Annotated in this window: 15 protein-coding genes; 4 read left to right on the top strand and 11 right to left on the bottom strand. The window is 57.7% G+C overall.

Features of this window, described 5'->3' with window-relative positions; all coding sequences use genetic code 11:
• Positions 1–526: 526 nt before the first annotated feature.
• From CMG77_RS08975 to pdxH, 8 genes are all read right to left on the bottom strand, one after another.
• Positions 527–1339, bottom strand: coding sequence for a DUF2971 domain-containing protein (locus CMG77_RS08975; protein WP_286804631.1), 813 nt, complete (start codon positions 1337–1339; stop codon positions 527–529).
• A 525-nt stretch (positions 1340–1864) separates the two neighbouring features.
• On the bottom strand, positions 1865–2545 hold the full coding sequence (locus CMG77_RS08970) for a hypothetical protein (protein WP_152521622.1): 681 nt from the start codon (positions 2543–2545) through the stop codon (positions 1865–1867).
• A gap of 293 nt (positions 2546–2838) precedes the next feature.
• The gene (locus tag CMG77_RS08965) at positions 2839–4032 is read right to left on the bottom strand and encodes a BaiN/RdsA family NAD(P)/FAD-dependent oxidoreductase (RefSeq protein ID WP_286804632.1); all 1194 of its coding nucleotides are present in this window, start codon (positions 4030–4032) and stop codon (positions 2839–2841) included.
• Positions 4029–4547, bottom strand: a complete 519-nt coding sequence (gene tadA / locus CMG77_RS08960) for a tRNA adenosine(34) deaminase TadA (RefSeq protein WP_286804633.1) — start codon at positions 4545–4547, stop codon at positions 4029–4031. The genes CMG77_RS08965 and tadA overlap by 4 nt, the downstream gene beginning before the upstream one ends.
• Positions 4532–4801, bottom strand: a complete 270-nt coding sequence (locus tag CMG77_RS08955; protein ID WP_024460561.1) for a DUF1653 domain-containing protein — start codon at positions 4799–4801, stop codon at positions 4532–4534. Before CMG77_RS08955 ends, tadA begins: the two co-directional genes overlap by 16 nt.
• A gap of 38 nt (positions 4802–4839) precedes the next feature.
• The gene (locus CMG77_RS08950) at positions 4840–6048 is read right to left on the bottom strand and encodes a CaiB/BaiF CoA transferase family protein (RefSeq protein ID WP_286804635.1); all 1209 of its coding nucleotides are present in this window, start codon (positions 6046–6048) and stop codon (positions 4840–4842) included.
• Complete coding sequence (locus CMG77_RS08945; protein ID WP_286904182.1) at positions 6045–7040, bottom strand: NAD(P)H-quinone oxidoreductase; 996 nt, start codon at positions 7038–7040, stop codon at positions 6045–6047. The genes CMG77_RS08950 and CMG77_RS08945 overlap by 4 nt, the downstream gene beginning before the upstream one ends.
• Before the next feature lie 2 nt (positions 7041–7042).
• On the bottom strand, positions 7043–7687 hold the full coding sequence (gene pdxH, locus CMG77_RS08940; protein ID WP_024460564.1) for a pyridoxamine 5'-phosphate oxidase: 645 nt from the start codon (positions 7685–7687) through the stop codon (positions 7043–7045).
• A gap of 131 nt (positions 7688–7818) precedes the next feature.
• Between pdxH and mobA the strand changes: the two genes are divergently transcribed.
• The 4 genes from mobA to CMG77_RS08920 all read left to right on the top strand — a co-directional run bounded on the left by mobA (position 7819) and on the right by CMG77_RS08920 (position 11523).
• The gene (gene mobA / locus CMG77_RS08935) at positions 7819–8451 is read left to right on the top strand and encodes a molybdenum cofactor guanylyltransferase MobA (protein ID WP_286904180.1); all 633 of its coding nucleotides are present in this window, start codon (positions 7819–7821) and stop codon (positions 8449–8451) included.
• Positions 8452–8786: 335 nt separating this feature from the next.
• Positions 8787–10271, top strand: coding sequence for a SulP family inorganic anion transporter (locus CMG77_RS08930; protein ID WP_286904178.1), 1485 nt, complete (start codon positions 8787–8789; stop codon positions 10269–10271).
• Between the two features lie 14 nt (positions 10272–10285).
• Positions 10286–11140, top strand: a complete 855-nt coding sequence (locus tag CMG77_RS08925; protein ID WP_286904176.1) for a universal stress protein — start codon at positions 10286–10288, stop codon at positions 11138–11140.
• Positions 11141–11142: 2 nt separating this feature from the next.
• A complete protein-coding gene (locus tag CMG77_RS08920; protein WP_286904174.1) occupies positions 11143–11523 on the top strand; it encodes a VanZ family protein in 381 nt (126 codons plus the stop codon).
• Here CMG77_RS08920 and CMG77_RS16185 read toward each other — a convergent pair.
• The 3 genes from CMG77_RS16185 to aceF all read right to left on the bottom strand — a co-directional run bounded on the left by CMG77_RS16185 (position 11509) and on the right by aceF (position 15492).
• A complete protein-coding gene (locus tag CMG77_RS16185; RefSeq protein ID WP_502691810.1) occupies positions 11509–12075 on the bottom strand; it encodes a CHASE domain-containing protein in 567 nt (188 codons plus the stop codon). The two genes, CMG77_RS08920 and CMG77_RS16185, sit on opposite strands and share 15 nt — an antisense overlap.
• 363 nt (positions 12076–12438) lie before the next feature.
• Positions 12439–13434, bottom strand: a complete 996-nt coding sequence (locus CMG77_RS08910) for an alpha/beta hydrolase (RefSeq protein ID WP_286904170.1) — start codon at positions 13432–13434, stop codon at positions 12439–12441.
• A 123-nt stretch (positions 13435–13557) separates the two neighbouring features.
• Entirely contained in the window at positions 13558–15492 is a 1935-nt protein-coding gene (gene aceF, locus CMG77_RS08905) for a dihydrolipoyllysine-residue acetyltransferase (protein WP_286904167.1), read from the bottom strand.
• Positions 15493–15536 lie beyond the last annotated feature (44 nt).

The following is a 15536-nucleotide window of genomic DNA, read 5'->3' as shown; positions in this document are numbered from 1 at the left end:
GGGCTGAAATTTCTCGTCTTTGTCATCATATCCACCTGACTTTCTCTGTGAGTGATAATACACTCAAAATCAGGTGGCCAGAATCACTATGCCACTACAGGTCGACTCCATTATTGCAACACACAAACCCTTTGAGGTAAGCAGGTTAAGTGCTTTGTACAACTCTATCCAGCTTCCCCGAGCACTGATTGTTGAGCCACCCATCTCGATCTTCTTTCGGGCCGTCCCCAATGGAAGATCGAGGACCACTAAGTCATACCTCGTATTTGACCCAGTACTGTCAAGCCAATCATAACCTTCGACTATTGCCCCTGCACCCGGAATGTCGAGCAACGGATCACTCGAAAGCTTTATGACTATAGCTGACTCAATCAACCGCGAGGCCGCCAACGCCTCGACGAAACTCCCTACGATGAATTTTGGATGTGTCACTACTCCACCCTCATTATTCCTACAAAGCATTCAACGCCGTCGCTTTTCGGTATAACGAAGTCCCAGCGCGAGTGCGCTCGTCAACAGCCACGGGTTAGCTTTTGTTGATAGATTTTTTTGCGACGAGGTTCCACGATTTAACATCGGGTTCACACTGCATCATCTTGACATCTTTTCTCCCCCAGGACTGAAGCACATCCTTCAACTCTTTGTCAGTAACAGAGCCACCTTTGGTAACATTTCTATATAAATTTCGCCCTAAATAAATTTCTTTAAGCGAGTTTTCCGGCACATCAAGGCAGTATAAAGGTCGACCAGAGACAATTACTTTATTCCACTCACGATATCGACCACTACCTGTGTGATATCCGAAGGGGATATTTTCAATATTTTTTACAATACGGACTTCTTCTTCGTATGCCCACTCAAGAGACTTATATAGAAAAGCTCTTTTCATCAAATTGTAGGCATTCGAGTCAAAACGAAGTTTACCGCCAATGTTCATCAGCTCATGCTCGCCAATCACAGGGAGATCCTTATGAGGCTTTGTAGCTGAGTAGATCATCTCTCCATACTGGCTTGAAATCACATTGCTTTGCGGGTCTGAAAATCCGGCCAAATCACAATCATACCCAAGGACCACCCCTTGGTGAGAGTCTCCATAATGCGACCACATAAGCGCGTTTAACGGCTGCCGAGTCAACGATAAGACACCGTATTTTCTCGAGAAGCGGTTTCTGCACGCATCCGTGGCTGTTTTCGCGCTTATAGAATCATCGCCATCTCGAAAACCAAAGGCTGTGCACTCAAAAGGATCGTTCAAGTCTTCAAGGCATGAAAATCCTATTGATAGGGAATCGATCACCTTCCGAGCGGCATTGAAGGACATGTACTTGTATAGGATCATGAACCTCTCTCAAAAAAGCTAGCGACCGGCTTTTGGAGCGGATTTGCAGCCATTCAGTAGCGGGAAAGCCGTTCACTCCAAAGGATCAGCAACAACCGTTTATTATGTACTACTTAGCTTCCGCACTCACTGCATTTCCAGCCACCGACCTGCACATTTAAAATCTTCCATACGATGACAAGCAGCAACCACACACCAACAGTTGCGACAGTCAGAATCAGATGCACCAGAAGCATAAACCCGCTTGACTTACTATTATTTCGATGATGCTTGGTAGTTTTAGAACACCTTTTGCAGTACTCCAATTTTTCTTCGATTACTCTTGCCATCACCTTCTCCGCCTATTATTTAGATAATTAATTTTGCACATCCAACAAAACCACATTCAAAAGGGCGACGTCTTCCAAGCAACGGTTACATAAAAAGAAACTTTTCGGACACTTTGGAGCCGCGAAGCGGAAGGGAATTGTCCCGAAATAGCGCATGGTTAAGTCTTGTCTGATCTTTGTTCATAAGCATGATGACTCATGAAATCAATTTTTTGAATAATGGCTCCAAAATATTCTCAGAAGTGCGTTTTTTATAGACATTAAAAAGACGTCTCACTCTAACGTATTGGATAATACCAATAGATTTGGAAACCTTAAGAATATCTGACCTCAATTCGGCCAAAAGATGCTCGACAAGTTCACTCTCCATTTTTGGAAGTTCAGACTCAACATGCTCCGCTGAAAGGTCGTTATCACTAAGCATCTCCAAATAACGAACCCAATACTCACGGACTTGAGGGATAATATCCATTAGCAGCGAATTAGATTTAAGGCGATGTGCTAGCACGGGATTATTTCGAGCAATTCGTTCGAGCTTTTGGACATAACCTGCGTCATCCCAACCATTGACTTGGGATAGCATTGCTTCCAGCTGGGGCTTAACTAGAGGCTCCATAATCCGGAAAAACTCTTCATTTTTCGCCAAGTTCTTGTGGCCTAGACGCTCCATCACTTCAGCGCATGCTTCAAGATAATTTCTTGGTTTGAGGATTTGCGTAGCTCTTAACGAACTATAGACTCCTAGAAGCGTGAATATTAGCCCTCGGAATTCATCTTTATATTCAGCAGAACGTCTGTAGAGAAACCCCACACCTGCCAACAGGGACCCTAATATGGCACCAAACATGGAAGCTAAAAAACTAGGTGGTAAATCCAAAAAAGCCCCTCAGAATCTAACAACTGTATATCAAGCCTGTACGTTTATGAGTCAAGGTAGGCCACGGGGTAAAGTGCTGACACTCAACCAACTCCCGACAACAATACCTTCCTCCCTGGGTGTAAAAGTGTGCTGGCACTGTTTCTCCCGACCTGCGGCACGCTTACCTTTAACCAATTTCAGTAAGCCATTGATTTTTCTAAATTTTATTTTATCGGGTCAAAAAAGCGTTAACCGCCTGAATGTAAAGTGTGCACTAATTTTTCAGAAATTCAAATATGAGCTTTAAATCTTCAAATCACCCGCCCTGCACAGTACCCACTGGCCCAGGCCCACTGGAAGTTGTAGCCCCCCAACCAACCGGTCACGTCGAGTACCTCGCCAATAAAATACAGCCCCGGCACCGCTCTTGCCTCAAAGGTCTTGGAGGACACCGCCTGGGTATCCACCCCGCCGCGGGTGACTTCCGCGGTGCGGTAGCCTTCGGTTCCCGGCGGGACGATCTGCCAGCGGTGGAAGCCGTCGCACAGGGCGTCCATGTCGGTGCGGCTCCACTCCGCCAGGGGTTTGTCCTGCAGGCCGCTCGGGAAGATCGGCAGTTCCAGCCAGGTTTCCACAAAGCGCTTGGGCAGGTGGCGAGAGAGGCGGTTTTTCAGGGTGGTTTTCTGACCGTCGGAGCGCCACTGGTTCAGCAGCTCCCCGAGAGATTCTCCGGGCAGGAAGTCGATGGTGATGGCTTCCTGGCGGTGCCAGTAATTGGAAATCTGCAAGATGGCCGGGCCACTCAGGCCCCGGTGGGTGAACAGCAGCGCTTCGGCAAAGCGCTGCTCTCCGCACTCGACTGTCACCGGCAAGGACACGCCCGAGAGGGAACGGGCAATCTCCAGCCACTGGCCGCTCAGGGTGAAGGGTACCAGTGCTGCTTCACGCTCGGTGATCGGCAGGCCGAACTGTTTGGCGATCTGGTAACCGAAGCCGGTGGCGCCCATGGTGGGAATGGACAGGCCGCCGGTGGCCACCACCAGGGATTCGCACTGCACACCGCCGTTGGTTGTGGTCAACGTAAAGCCGCTGTCGGTTTTCTCGATCGATTCAATGGTGCACTGGGTCTGGATGCTCACGCCGGCTTGGTCGCACTCGGCCAATAGAATATCGAGAATATCCCGGGATTTGTGATCACAGAATAATTGCCCCAGCGCTTTTTCGTGATACTGGAGATCGTAGCGCTGCACCAGCGCCAGAAAGTCATAAGGGGTATATCGGCGCAGGGCGGAGATGCAGAAGTGGGGATTGTCGGAAATGAAGTTTTCCGGCGAGACATCGTAGTTGGTGAAGTTGCAGCGGCCGCCACCGGACATCAGGATTTTTTTGCCCACTTTATTGGCATGGTCCAACACCGCCACGCTTCGCCCGCGAAAACCCGCCGTGGCGGCACACATCAGGCCGGCGGCGCCACCGCCGATAATCACGCAGTCGTAATATTTCATGAGGGGTTTTGCGCCTGTTTGCGTGCCTTGATTTCGGCCCGGCGCTGGCGGAAAAAGTCGGTCAGTTGCTGCTGGCAGGCTTCGGCGAGTACGCCGCCCTGTACTTCCAGCCAGTGATTGTAGTAGTCCGTCTGTGCGAGTTGATTGCGGCTTTCCACCACGCCGGCTTTGGGTTCGGTGGTGCCGTAGACCAAGCGTGCGACGCGGGCGTGAATCAGGGCGCCGATGCACATGGTGCAGGGCTCGAGGGTCACGTACAAAGTGGTATCCGGCAGGCGGTAGTTCTGCTCCGCTGCAGCGGCCTGACGCAGCGCCACCACTTCGGCGTGGGCGGTGGGGTCCTGAGCACCAATGGGCTGATTGAAGCCTTCGCCGAGCACTTCATCGTCGCGGACCAGCACGGCACCGACCGGCACTTCGCCTCGCTGGGCACCCTGCTCGGCCAACGCCAGGGCGCGCTGCATCCAGTGTTCGTCCCGCGCGTTCAGGTCGTCCGTCGTTACTGTCCCGCCCACAGGTGATCCTTCTCCATGGGTTCCACATAGGCAAAACGCGGCACGGTTTCCCCCGCCACTTCCACCGACTCGTTAAACATGGACAGCGGCCGGACCCAGAGGCTGTAGTCGCCGTAGAGGCAACGATAGACCACCATGGCCTCCCCGGTTTCACTGTGGGTGGCCACTTCCAGTACCTGATAGTCCTTGCCTTTGTAGTGGCGATAGCGGCCGGGCTTTAGCGGCTCGTCGGGTCGTTCTTCGGTTTTGTTCATAACAGATTACTCGTTCTATCGGGCGTCGTATCGGGCCGCTACACAATGCCCTGTTCGCGCAAATCACTCAAGTCTTCCGCACTGAGGCCCAAAGCCTCCTGCAATACGCCGTCGGTATGTTGGCCCACCTCGGGGCCCGGCCAGTTGGTGCCGCCCGGGGTGCTGTCCAGGCGCGGCATCATCGCCGGGATTTTCAGCGGCTTGCCATTGATCTCGACCTGCTCAAACAGGCCCCGCGCCTGAAAGTGCGGGTCGGCCATCATATCCGCGACATTGTAGATCGGGCCCGAGGGCACCCGCGCCGCTTCGAGTTTGGCCAGAAGCTCGGTGGACGCGAGAGAACCACACCAGTCGGATAATGCACCATCGATTTCTTCCACGCATTCGACGCGCCCGGCGTTGGTGGCCATGCGTGGATCTTTCGCCATCTCTGGCCGATCCGCCGCGCGCATCAGGCGCTGGAAAATGGAGTCGCCGTTGCCGCCGATGACCACGTATTTGCCATCCTGACACCGGTAGGTGTTGGTGGGCACGATGCCGGTGACGGTGGTGCCCGAGGGCTCTCGGATCACACCGGCGCCGTCGTATTCCGGCACCACGGCTTCCATCAGGTTGAACATGGCTTCGTACAGGGCCACATCCACCACCTGCCCCTCCCCGCCCGGTTGGCGCTCGCGCTCGAACAGCGCCAGGGTAATGCCCAGCGCCGCGTGCAGACCGGCGATGGTATCACCAATGCTCAGGTTCGGGCGCACCGGCGCCTGGTCCGGGTGGCCGTTGACGTAGCGAAAGCCGCTCATGCCTTCACAGACCGAGGCGAAGCCGGGTTTTTTGGCGTAGGGGCCGGTCTGGCCGAAGCCGGAGATCCGGCAGTAGACCAGTGCCGGGTTGCTCTGCTTGATGACGTCGGGGCCGAGCCCCCAGTCTTCCATCACGCCGGGGCGGAAGTTTTCGATCAGGACGTCGGCGCTGTCGATCAGTTGCCGGGCGATGTCCCGGCCTTTGTCCTGTTTGAGGTCCAGGGTCACGCTTTTTTTGTTGCGGCCCAGGCTGCGCCACCAGAGTGAGGTGCCGTCTTCCACCACGCGCCAGCCGCGTAGGGCGTCGCCTTTGCCCGGGGGTTCGATTTTTATTACCTCCGCGCCGAAGTAGGCGAGCATGCAGCCGGCGAAGGGGCCGGCGATGAGTTGGCCGAGTTCGATGACGCGGATGCCTTCTAGGGGGCGGTGGGGGGTGGTTTTTGTCATAGGTCGATAATGGCTTTGCCGATCAGGGTGTTGGATTCCATCAGTTCGTGGGCTTTTTGGGTGTCACTTAGTGCAAAGCGGTGGTTTATCAAGGGTTTTACTCGTCCGAGGGCGATCAGGGGCCAGACGCGTTGTTCCAGTTCTCGGGCGATGCCGGCTTTGGCTTCGGTGCTCTGGGCTCTTAGTGTCGAGCCGGTGAGGGTCAGGCGTTTGAGCATTAGGGGCATCAAGTCTACCTCGACTTTGCTGCCGTCTAAAAAAGCGATATTGACGATGCGCCCTTCTTTGGCCGCTGCCTTGATATTGCGCTGGACGTAGTCGCCGCCGACCATGTCCAGAATCACGTCGGCGCCCTGGCCGTCGGTGAAGGCTTTGACCTCGGTGACAAAATCCGCTTCGCGGTAGTTGATCGCCCGGTCCGCGCCCAGCGCCAGGCAGGCGTCGCACTTTTCAGGGCTGCCGGCGGTCACTATGACCCGGTGATCCAGGGCCTTGGCCAGCTGGATGGCGGTGGTGCCGATGCCGCTGGCGCCGCCGTGGATCAGTAGGGTTTCGCCCGGCTGCAAGCGGGCCCGCTGCCATAGGTTGTGCCATACGGTGAACAGGGTTTCCGGCAGTGCGGCGGCGTCTTCCAGGTCTAGCCCCTCGGGTACCGGTAGGCATTGATCCGCCGGGGCGACGGCGTATTCGGCGTAGCCGCCGCCGTTGACCAGAGCGCAGACCCGGTCGCCCAACTGCCAACGCTGAACGCCCTCTCCGACCGCGACGACGGTTCCCGAGACTTCCAGCCCGAGCACTGGGGAGGCATCTTCCGGAGGCGGGTAGAGTCCCTGTCGTTGCAGTACGTCGGGGCGGTTTACCCCGGCGGCGGCGACTTGAATCAACACTTCATGAGCGCTGGGCTCGGGTACCGGGCCTTCGGTCAGGGCCAGTACGGAAGGCGCGCCGGCGGCACTGTGGTGGATGTAACGCATGGTGGCTTGACCCGCCATATTCAGGGCTCCAGCCGGTCGATGGTCCAGTTGCCGTCGGGCTGCAGGTTGTACTCGAACCGGTCATGCAGCCGGTGGGCGCCGCCCTGCCAGAATTCCATCTGCTGGGGACGAACCCGGTAGCCGCCCCAGAAGTCCGGCAGCGGGATGTCCTGGCCCTCAAAACGCTGTTCCAGTTCACGGAAGTGGGCCATCAGGGCTTCGCGGGACTCAACCGGGCGGCTCTGGTGGGACGCCCAGGCGGACAGCTGGCTCTCCCGGGGGCGGGAGTGGAAATAGCGCTCGGATTCCTCCGCCGACAGTGGTTCAGCGATACCGCAGACATCCACCTGGCGCTCAAGGGTGTGCCAGGGAAAGTGCAGGCTGACTTTGGGGTTGGCGGCCAGCTCGCGCCCCTTGCGGCTGGTGCGGTTGGTGTAGAACACGAAGCCGTCGGAATCCAGCCCTTTGAGCAGCACGATACGCTGGGAGGGCTGCCCGTCCGGGGAGGCGGAGGCGAGCACCATGGCCGTGGGGTCGGGAATCTCCGCCTTCACCGCCTGCTCCATCCAGACTTCAAACTGATCAATGGGGCTGGCGCTCAAATCTTCCAGGTTCAAACCACCGCGCAAGTACTCCCGGCGCAGACTCTGCAAATCAAGACCCATACTCAAGACTCCCGGTGAAAACCGACTCCGCTCGATNCGGAACCGTTAAAAAAATCGACANNAAACAGTCGCGCGTTCAATCTCTTACCGCGTATAGTACTGGTAAAACCCGANACCGTTAACCAGAGATTATGAACGACAGACCCCCGATTCTGGGCATTATCCTCGCNGGAGGACTCGCCCGCCGCATGGGCGGCGGCGATAAGTGCCTGCTGCCNCTGGGCGGCCAGACCCTNCTCCAGCGGGCGATTGCCAAAGCCAGACCCCAGGTAACCGAGCTGCTGCTCAACGCCAANGGCAACCATCTGNGGTTTACCCGCAGCGGGCTGACGGTCCTGTCNGACGAGTATCCCAATTTTCCCGGCCCTCTGGCGGGCATTCACGCCGGNCTGCAGTGGCTGGAAAACCATCGCCCGGAGCAACAGTGGCTGGCCAGCTTTGCCAGCGACACGCCGTTTTTCCCGGACAATCTGGTCAGCGAANTGTACCGCCAGGCGCAGGAGACCGANGCGTCTCTGGTCCTGGCCCGCTCCGGCGAGCAGACCCATCCGATCTTCGGGCTGTGGCACCGCTCCCTATTGCCGGCCATTCGTGAGGCGCTGCAATCGGACCAGACACCGCGACTGCAGGATTGGGCGCGGGAACAGAANGCCGAATCGGTGACCTTTGAGCAGACCGGNTANGACCCGTTTTTNAACATCAACCGCCCNCAGGANCTGTACGATGCCGAGGCGCTACTGCCTCTGACCGACCGCGCCCGCTAGCCCCTGTTACCNAGGCCCAGCCCGTGCAATACGGGCCCCTTTCCGGTATACTCCGCCGCCTTCAAACCAAGCCACCGGTCTCACGGCATGCGCGCCGTTCCAGTCTGGGTGCTGATGATAACGATACTCATCACCGGTCTCGCGACTTGGCAGTCGACCCCGGGCATTAAGCCCTGAAGGTTGGCCCACGGAAGTTCCCGTTGCCCGTCCAGTTCACTTGTAAACCGCCACCTATCGGCCGGTTTGCCAGCCGGTTTTCTCTTTTCAAAACCATCGGTGACGCCCACCCTATGCGGCCGTCCACGGTATTGACTTCGATCTGCTGGAAGATACTTATGCTCGCAAACATTCGACAGGATTGGTTCTCGAATTTCAAAGGCGACAGCCTCGCCGGCATTGTGGTGGCGCTGGCGCTGATTCCCGAAGCCATCGCCTTCTCCATCATTGCCGGGGTCGACCCCAAGGTCGGCCTGTACGCGTCTTTCTGTATCGCCGTGGTCACGGCGTTTGTCGGGGGCCGCCCGGGCATGATTTCCGCCGCCACCGGCGCCATGGCGCTGCTGATGGTCACGCTGGTGAAGGAGCATGGGCTGGAATACCTGCTCGCCGCCACCTTGTTGACCGGGGTTTTTCAGATTATTGCCGGGATTTTAAAACTGGGGGCGCTGATGCGGTTTGTCTCCCGCTCGGTGGTGACCGGGTTTGTAAATGCCCTGGCGATCCTGATTTTCCTGGCGCAGTTGCCGGAAATCACCGGGCAAAATGCCACCCTGCCGGTGTATATCATGCTTGCGGCGGGCCTCGGTATCATCTATCTGTTTCCGCTGCTGACCAAAGCTGTGCCGTCCCCGTTGGTGTGCATTATTGTCCTGACCGGTATCGCCATGTACCTNGGTATGGACATCCGCACCGTGGGCGANATGGGCGANCTNCCGGACAGCCTGCCGGTATTTTTGTGGCCGGATGTNCCGCTGAACTTTGAAACCCTGCAGATCATTTTCCCNTACTCGATCACCNTGGCGGTGGTCGGTTTGCTGGAGTCCATGATGACCGCCACCATCGTGGATGATCTGACCGATACNCCNAGTAACAANAANCGNGAGTGNATNGGCCAGGGTACCGCCAATATNGGCTCCGGNCTNCTCGGTGGTATGGCCGGNTGCGCCATGATCGGNCAGTCGGTGATCAACGTGAAATCNGGTGGTCGCACCCGNCTCTCCACCCTGACCGCCGGGGTCGTGCTGCTGATTATGGTGGTGTTTCTGGACCAGTGGGTCGCGGCCATTCCCATGGCCGCTCTGGTAGCGGTGATGATCATGGTGTCGATTGGTACNTTCAGTTGGTCTTCGGTCAAAAACCTGAAAGACAACCCCAAGAGCTCCAGCATCGTCATGGTCAGNACCGTGGCTGTGGTGGTCGCCACCCACAACCTGGCGCTCGGCGTGTTGGTGGGCGTGCTGCTGAGCGCGCTGTTCTTCGCCCGCAAGGTGGGCGACATTCTGTACATCGGCTCCAGCCTCTCGGACGACGGCGAGCATCGCACCTACCATGTGGTCGGCCAGGTATTCTTCACCTCCGCTGAGCAGTTTATTGACGGGTTCGATTTCAAAGAGGCGNTTGAAAAGGTTACCATCGATCTGCACCGCGCCCACTTCTGGGACATTACGGCGATCAGTTCCCTCGATAAAGTGGTACTGAAGTTCCGCCGCGAAGGGACCGATGTGGAGTTGATTGGCCTGAACGAAGCCAGTGCCACACTGGTGGACCGATTTGCCGTGCACGACAAGCCGGACGCTGTTGAACGCCTGATGGGCCACTAACCGAGAGAAAGAGTATGCACAACAAAGTGATTGCCTGTATCGATGACTCTCAGTACGCCGAATCCGTCTGTGATTACGCGGCCTGGTCCGCCCAGCGAATGGACGCGCCGCTGAGCCTGGTGCACGTGCTGGACGAGCCCACTCAGGGCAAGAAACAGAACCTGAGTGGCAGCATCGGCTTTGGCTCTCAGGAGGCCTTGCTGGAAGAACTCGCCAGCCTGGACGAGCAGCGCTCCAAAGTGGCCATGGAACACGGCCGACTGATGCTCAAGGCTGCCCGTGAACGGGTGGAGCAGAAAGGTGTGAACGAGGTGGAAACCCGCCAGCGTCACGGCGAGCTGGTCAGTGCTCTGGCCGAGCTGGAAACCGAAACCCGGATGCTGGTGGTGGGCAAGCGCGGTGCGGACACCGCCTCGGCCCACGGGCATATCGGTAGTCATCTGGAACAGATCATCCGCACCCTGCACCGGCCGATTCTCATTGCCCAGCAAAGTTTTGAGCCNCCCAAGGCGATCATGTTTGCCTTTGACGGCAGCGCCACCACCCGTAAGGGCGTGGACATGGTAGCCGCCAGCCCATTGTTCAAAGGCATTCCGATTCACCTGGTCACGGTCGGTGCGGACGTGGACAGCAACCGCGAACAGCTNGACTGGGCCAAGAACAAACTGACCGAGGCCGGTTTCGAAACCCAGGCCACCATCATTGCCGGTGACCCGGAANCCGTTCTGGAAGAGTATCAGCACACNCACAATATCGATCTGCTGATCATGGGCGCCTACGGCCATTCGCGTATTCGCCAACTGATCGTGGGCAGCACCACCACTCACATGATCAGCAAAACCNGCATCTCACTGATGGTGCTGCGCTGAGTATGANCGTNCCNGAGTGGTGGCGCCCGCTGTGCCGNTGGCAGTTCNTNCTGCTGCTGGCGATNTTCACCTATTTNGGGCTCACCACCGCCTCNGGCCCCCATATTCCGCAATACAACGACAAGCTGATGCACTTTCTCGGCTATGGCGTTGCCGGCTGGTCANTCACCGTNGCCCTACCGGGCTGGCCGGTGTGGCAGCGTCTTCTGGTGTTGGTGGTGTACTCGACGGGTATTGAAGTGATCCAGCATTTTTTGCCGCCGCGCACCTTCAGCCTCGGCGATATTCTGGCCAATGTCAGCGGCGCCCTTTTGGGTATTGGCTCGGCCGAGCTGGCCCGCCGGCTCGCTCCCAACCTGAGCCGCGCCTTACTCGAACGCTGATTCCTGACCTCGGGCCCCCTGGGTCAGTCGCTGGCGTCGATGCAGCAAGGCCGAATAGGTGCCCAACCCGGTTACCAATGCCAACACCCAACCAAATATCCGCAACACGAANATCGGTAGCCAGTGCGCATCCTGAGAGCGGGTCTGCACCGCGAACTCCCAGCCACGTTCAGAGCCCAGGCGCACCACATCCTCGNCCTCAAACAGCGCCTCGTCGCCCCACAGGGACACGGAATTCCCCGGGCGNNTGACCNGCACCGCAAACCGATGGCGACTGTCCCGGTCCATCACCCCGAACATGGCGTCCAGCAAGGGCTCGGCATCAATCACCGTGGACAGCAACCCCCAATAGGCGTCGTCCACATAAATGGGATCACGGTAGATGAAAGCCTCACCGCCCTGAATCAGTTTCACGCCCTCGGACAGCACCGGCTGGCGCTGCTCCACCGCCCTTTTGACGTCCGGCCACTGGGTTTCGAGTTCGCGGTAATCCAGGCCGATGGCCGCCTGATTGCCTTCGGTGGGATAGACATAGCTCAACTGGTAGTCCACGGCCACACCGAAATTCCGGATGACCGGGCTGGTCTGGTAGGCCACCCGCAGAATATTGAGAATCTCTTCACGCTCCAGGGAGTCGTGGCGCACGGAAAAGTAACTGCTCAGACCACGGGTGAGATAAAGCACATTGTTCAGCTCGCGCTCGGCATTGGCGCGCAGGTCGGCGGCGAAGGTCACGGCTTGAAAGCGCTGATCGCTGTACAGCTTCCCCTTGTAAGCGAAGATCACCCCTTCCACCACGCCGATGACCAATAGAAACACCAGTGCAGGCACAATCAGGGGGGACCGTTTTCCGGACGATGGACTCAAACCGGAATTACCTCCATTTCAAAAACGACGCAAAAACCATCATACGCTTCACTCTGGCGAGGTACCAGTGCCGCCCCAGATCCCGCGAAGGAAGGCGGACACTTCATCCGCTGTGGGTTGCAACCAGGGGTCAAACAGCCAGAACGTATGCGGCGTATTGTCAAAGCGCTGAACATGGTAGCGGACCCCCAGCGGTTCCATCTTGGCGATCATTTCATCGCGCCCCACACCAAATCGTTCCCGGGCACTGTTCAGAAACAGAATCGGCGGCATATCGGCGTGGACATAGTAAGTGGGCGAGCCTTTATGCCAGAGTTCAGTTTGCTCCGCGTAGCGCCCGCCGAACCAGGAACCGGCGGACGACGGGTTCTTGCTCGGATCATCTTCGTAGTGACGCGCTTCCTCCGAGGTGAAGTCAGACAGACCATCAATATTCAGAATCGCCTGCACATCGCTGGATGCCGGGCTGTGTGCCCGCTGCGGGTCAAAGTACGGGTCGCCTGCGGTAATACCGGTCAGNCTGGCAATCTGCCCACCGGCGGAGGTACCACCCACGGCAATCTGGTCCGGGTTAACACCATAGGCCTCGGCATGCTCGCGTAACCACCGAATCGCCGCTTTGACATCGTGAATGGCGGCGGGAAAGCGCGCCTCGGGCGCCAGCCGATAACTGATATTGGCCACCACAAACCCTCGCTCCGCCAAGGCGTTGGCCAGGGGCGTCAGGTTTTCCCGGTAACCCGAACGCCAACCGCCCCCGTGCACCAGAACCACNGCCGGACGAAAGCTCCCCGCCTCTGGCCGATGCAGATCCAGTTGCAGCGCCCGCCGACCGTATTGCACATAAGTCAGGTCCCGCTCGACGCGTACTCCNTCGGGCGTATCGAGACTGGCGATTTCAATGTGCGGGAACTGCTTTACTTCCTTNTGATAGGTATTTTCCGCCGTATAGGTGTTTTCAAACGGCACCGGAGGTTCGGTGATGACGGATCGGGCGCAGCCGAATAAAAACAGGAGGGCGAATAACCAGGCGAATTGTTTCATGGTGTTCTCTCATTGGTTTTATCATTTTGAATGGTTGATTTGGCACTGCATGGGTGCCGATANNNACACAAAAAAGGCCAGCAAACGCTGGCCTTTTTTGTNACTGCAACACTTCACTNNCGCTTAGAGCAACAGGCGACGCACGTCCGCCAGGGCTCCGGCCAGGAAAGTGAAGAAGCGACCGGCATCGGCACCGTTGATGGCGCGATGATCGTAGGACAGACAGATTGGCAGCATATTGCGCGGCACAAACTCTGTGCCATTCCACACNGGCTTGATCTGGGCGCGAGACACACCCAGGATGCCGACTTCCGGGGCATTCACAATCGGCGTAAAGCCGCTGCCACCCATGGCGCCCAGGCTGGAGATGGTAAAGCAACCGCCCTGCATTTCTGCAGCCGTCAGCTTGCCATCGCGCGCCTTCTTGGCCATGGCATTGATCTCTTCGGTCAACTGCCACAAGCCTTTCTTGTTGACGTCACGGATGACCGGCACAACCAGACCGTTCGGGGTGTCCACCGCGATACCGATGTGAACGTATTTTTTCTGAACAATATGTTCGCCATCGTGATGCAGAGACACGTTGAAGCTCGGCTCGGCCTCAAGCGCCGCNGCACAGGCTTTGAGCAGGAACGGCAGCGGCGTGAGCTTGGTGCCACGCTTTTCCGCCTCGGCTTTCAGGCCTTTACGGAAGTCTTCCATATCGGTGATATCGGCATCGTCCCACTGGGTAACGTGGGGGATGTTCAGCCAGTTGCGGGTCATGTTGTCCGCAGTGAGCTTTTTGATCTTGCTCATCTTCACTTCTTCGACTTCACCGAACTTGCTGAAGTCGATCNGCGGAATACGCGGAATGGCACCGCCACCGGCGGCCGGTGCAGCACCGGACTGAGACGCCGTGACAATGTTTTTCACATAGCTGCGCACATCGTCTTTGGTGATGCGACCGCGAGGACCGGAACCTTTCACCTTGGCCAGATCCACACCCAACTGNCGACCCAGTCGACGCACGGCGGGACCGGCGTAGACATCACCACTGTTGATGACTTCGGCGCTGGCACCGGTGGCGGTGGCCGGAGAAGACGGCTCGGCTTTAGGCGCCGGCTCGCTCTTGGCGGGCGCTTCGCTTTTGGCCGNAGCGGACGGTGCCGGCGCGGCACTGCCTTCGGCTTCAATGACACCGATCAGNTCGCCCTGGGATACCTTGTCGCCNTCTTTCAAGGNAATGCTCTTGATCTTGCCGGAGGCGGGAGCGGGAATTTCCATCGACGCCTTGTCGGTTTCCAGCACGATGAGGGTGTCGCCTTCGGACACTTCATCGCCGGCCTTGACGCTGACTTCGATCACTTCCACGCCTTCCGCACCGCCGATATCCGGCACCGGCATGTCCTGCTCACCNCCGCCCTGAGGCGCGGCCGGAGCGGCANTTTCNGANNCGGACTGGCTCNCCGNCTCGCTCTGCGCGGGNGCTTCGCCACCGGCGGTTTTCATNTTNCCGATGACNTCNCCTTCAGACACNTTNTCGCCTTCTTTCAACGCGATGCTGCTGATGGTGCCGCTGGCCGGAGCCGGGATTTCCATGGAGGCTTTGTCGGTTTCCAGCACGATCAATGAATCCCCTTCGGAGACCTCGTCACCGGCTTTGACGCACACCTCAATGACTTCCACACCCTCGGAGCCGCCAATATCCGGTACCGGGATATCCATTTCACTGCCACCGGAGGCCTTGGGGGCCTCTTGCGATGCCTTGGANTCTGCGGCGTTGTCCGAAGCGGANGATTCAGCGCTCTCGGCCTGGCTATCGTCACCGGCGCCCTCGCCTTCCAGTTCCAGCTCGAGAATGGCGGAACCTTCCGAGACCTTGTCGCCCTCTTTGACGGAGATGGCGGTCACCTTACCCGCCTTGGGGCAAGGGATGTCCATGGACGCTTTGTCCGTTTCCAGCACAACCAGNGTGTCTTCAGCGGCGACGGTATCCCCCACCGAGACGCTGATCTCAATCACTTCTACATCTTCGGAGCCGCCGATATCGGGGACTTTGATGGTTTCTGTGGCCACAGTAACTCCTCACATATTCTTGGTGTTCGACCCAAAACCCCGGG

The sequence above is a fragment of the Marinimicrobium sp. genome, assembly GCF_002695945.1.
Taxonomy (GTDB): Bacteria; Pseudomonadota; Gammaproteobacteria; order Pseudomonadales; family Cellvibrionaceae; genus Marinimicrobium; species Marinimicrobium koreense.
This window is presented reverse-complemented; position numbering and strand designations above follow the sequence as displayed.

Bases quoted from the DNA above. Each gene is read 5' to 3' on its own strand.
- pdxH (WP_024460564.1), bottom strand. From the start codon at position 7,687: ATGGGTCTTGATTTGCAGAGTCTGCGCCGGGAGTACTTGCGCGGTGGT.
- CMG77_RS08950 (WP_286804635.1), bottom strand. From the start codon at position 6,048: ATGACAAAAACCACCCCCCACCGCCCCCTAGAAGGCATCCGCGTCATC.
- CMG77_RS08975 (WP_286804631.1), bottom strand. From the start codon at position 1,339: ATGATCCTATACAAGTACATGTCCTTCAATGCCGCTCGGAAGGTGATC.
- CMG77_RS08955 (WP_024460561.1), bottom strand. From the start codon at position 4,801: ATGAACAAAACCGAAGAACGACCCGACGAGCCGCTAAAGCCCGGCCGC.
- CMG77_RS08965 (WP_286804632.1), bottom strand. From the start codon at position 4,032: ATGAAATATTACGACTGCGTGATTATCGGCGGTGGCGCCGCCGGCCTG.
- CMG77_RS08945 (WP_286904182.1), bottom strand. From the start codon at position 7,040: ATGGCGGGTCAAGCCACCATGCGTTACATCCACCACAGTGCCGCCGGC.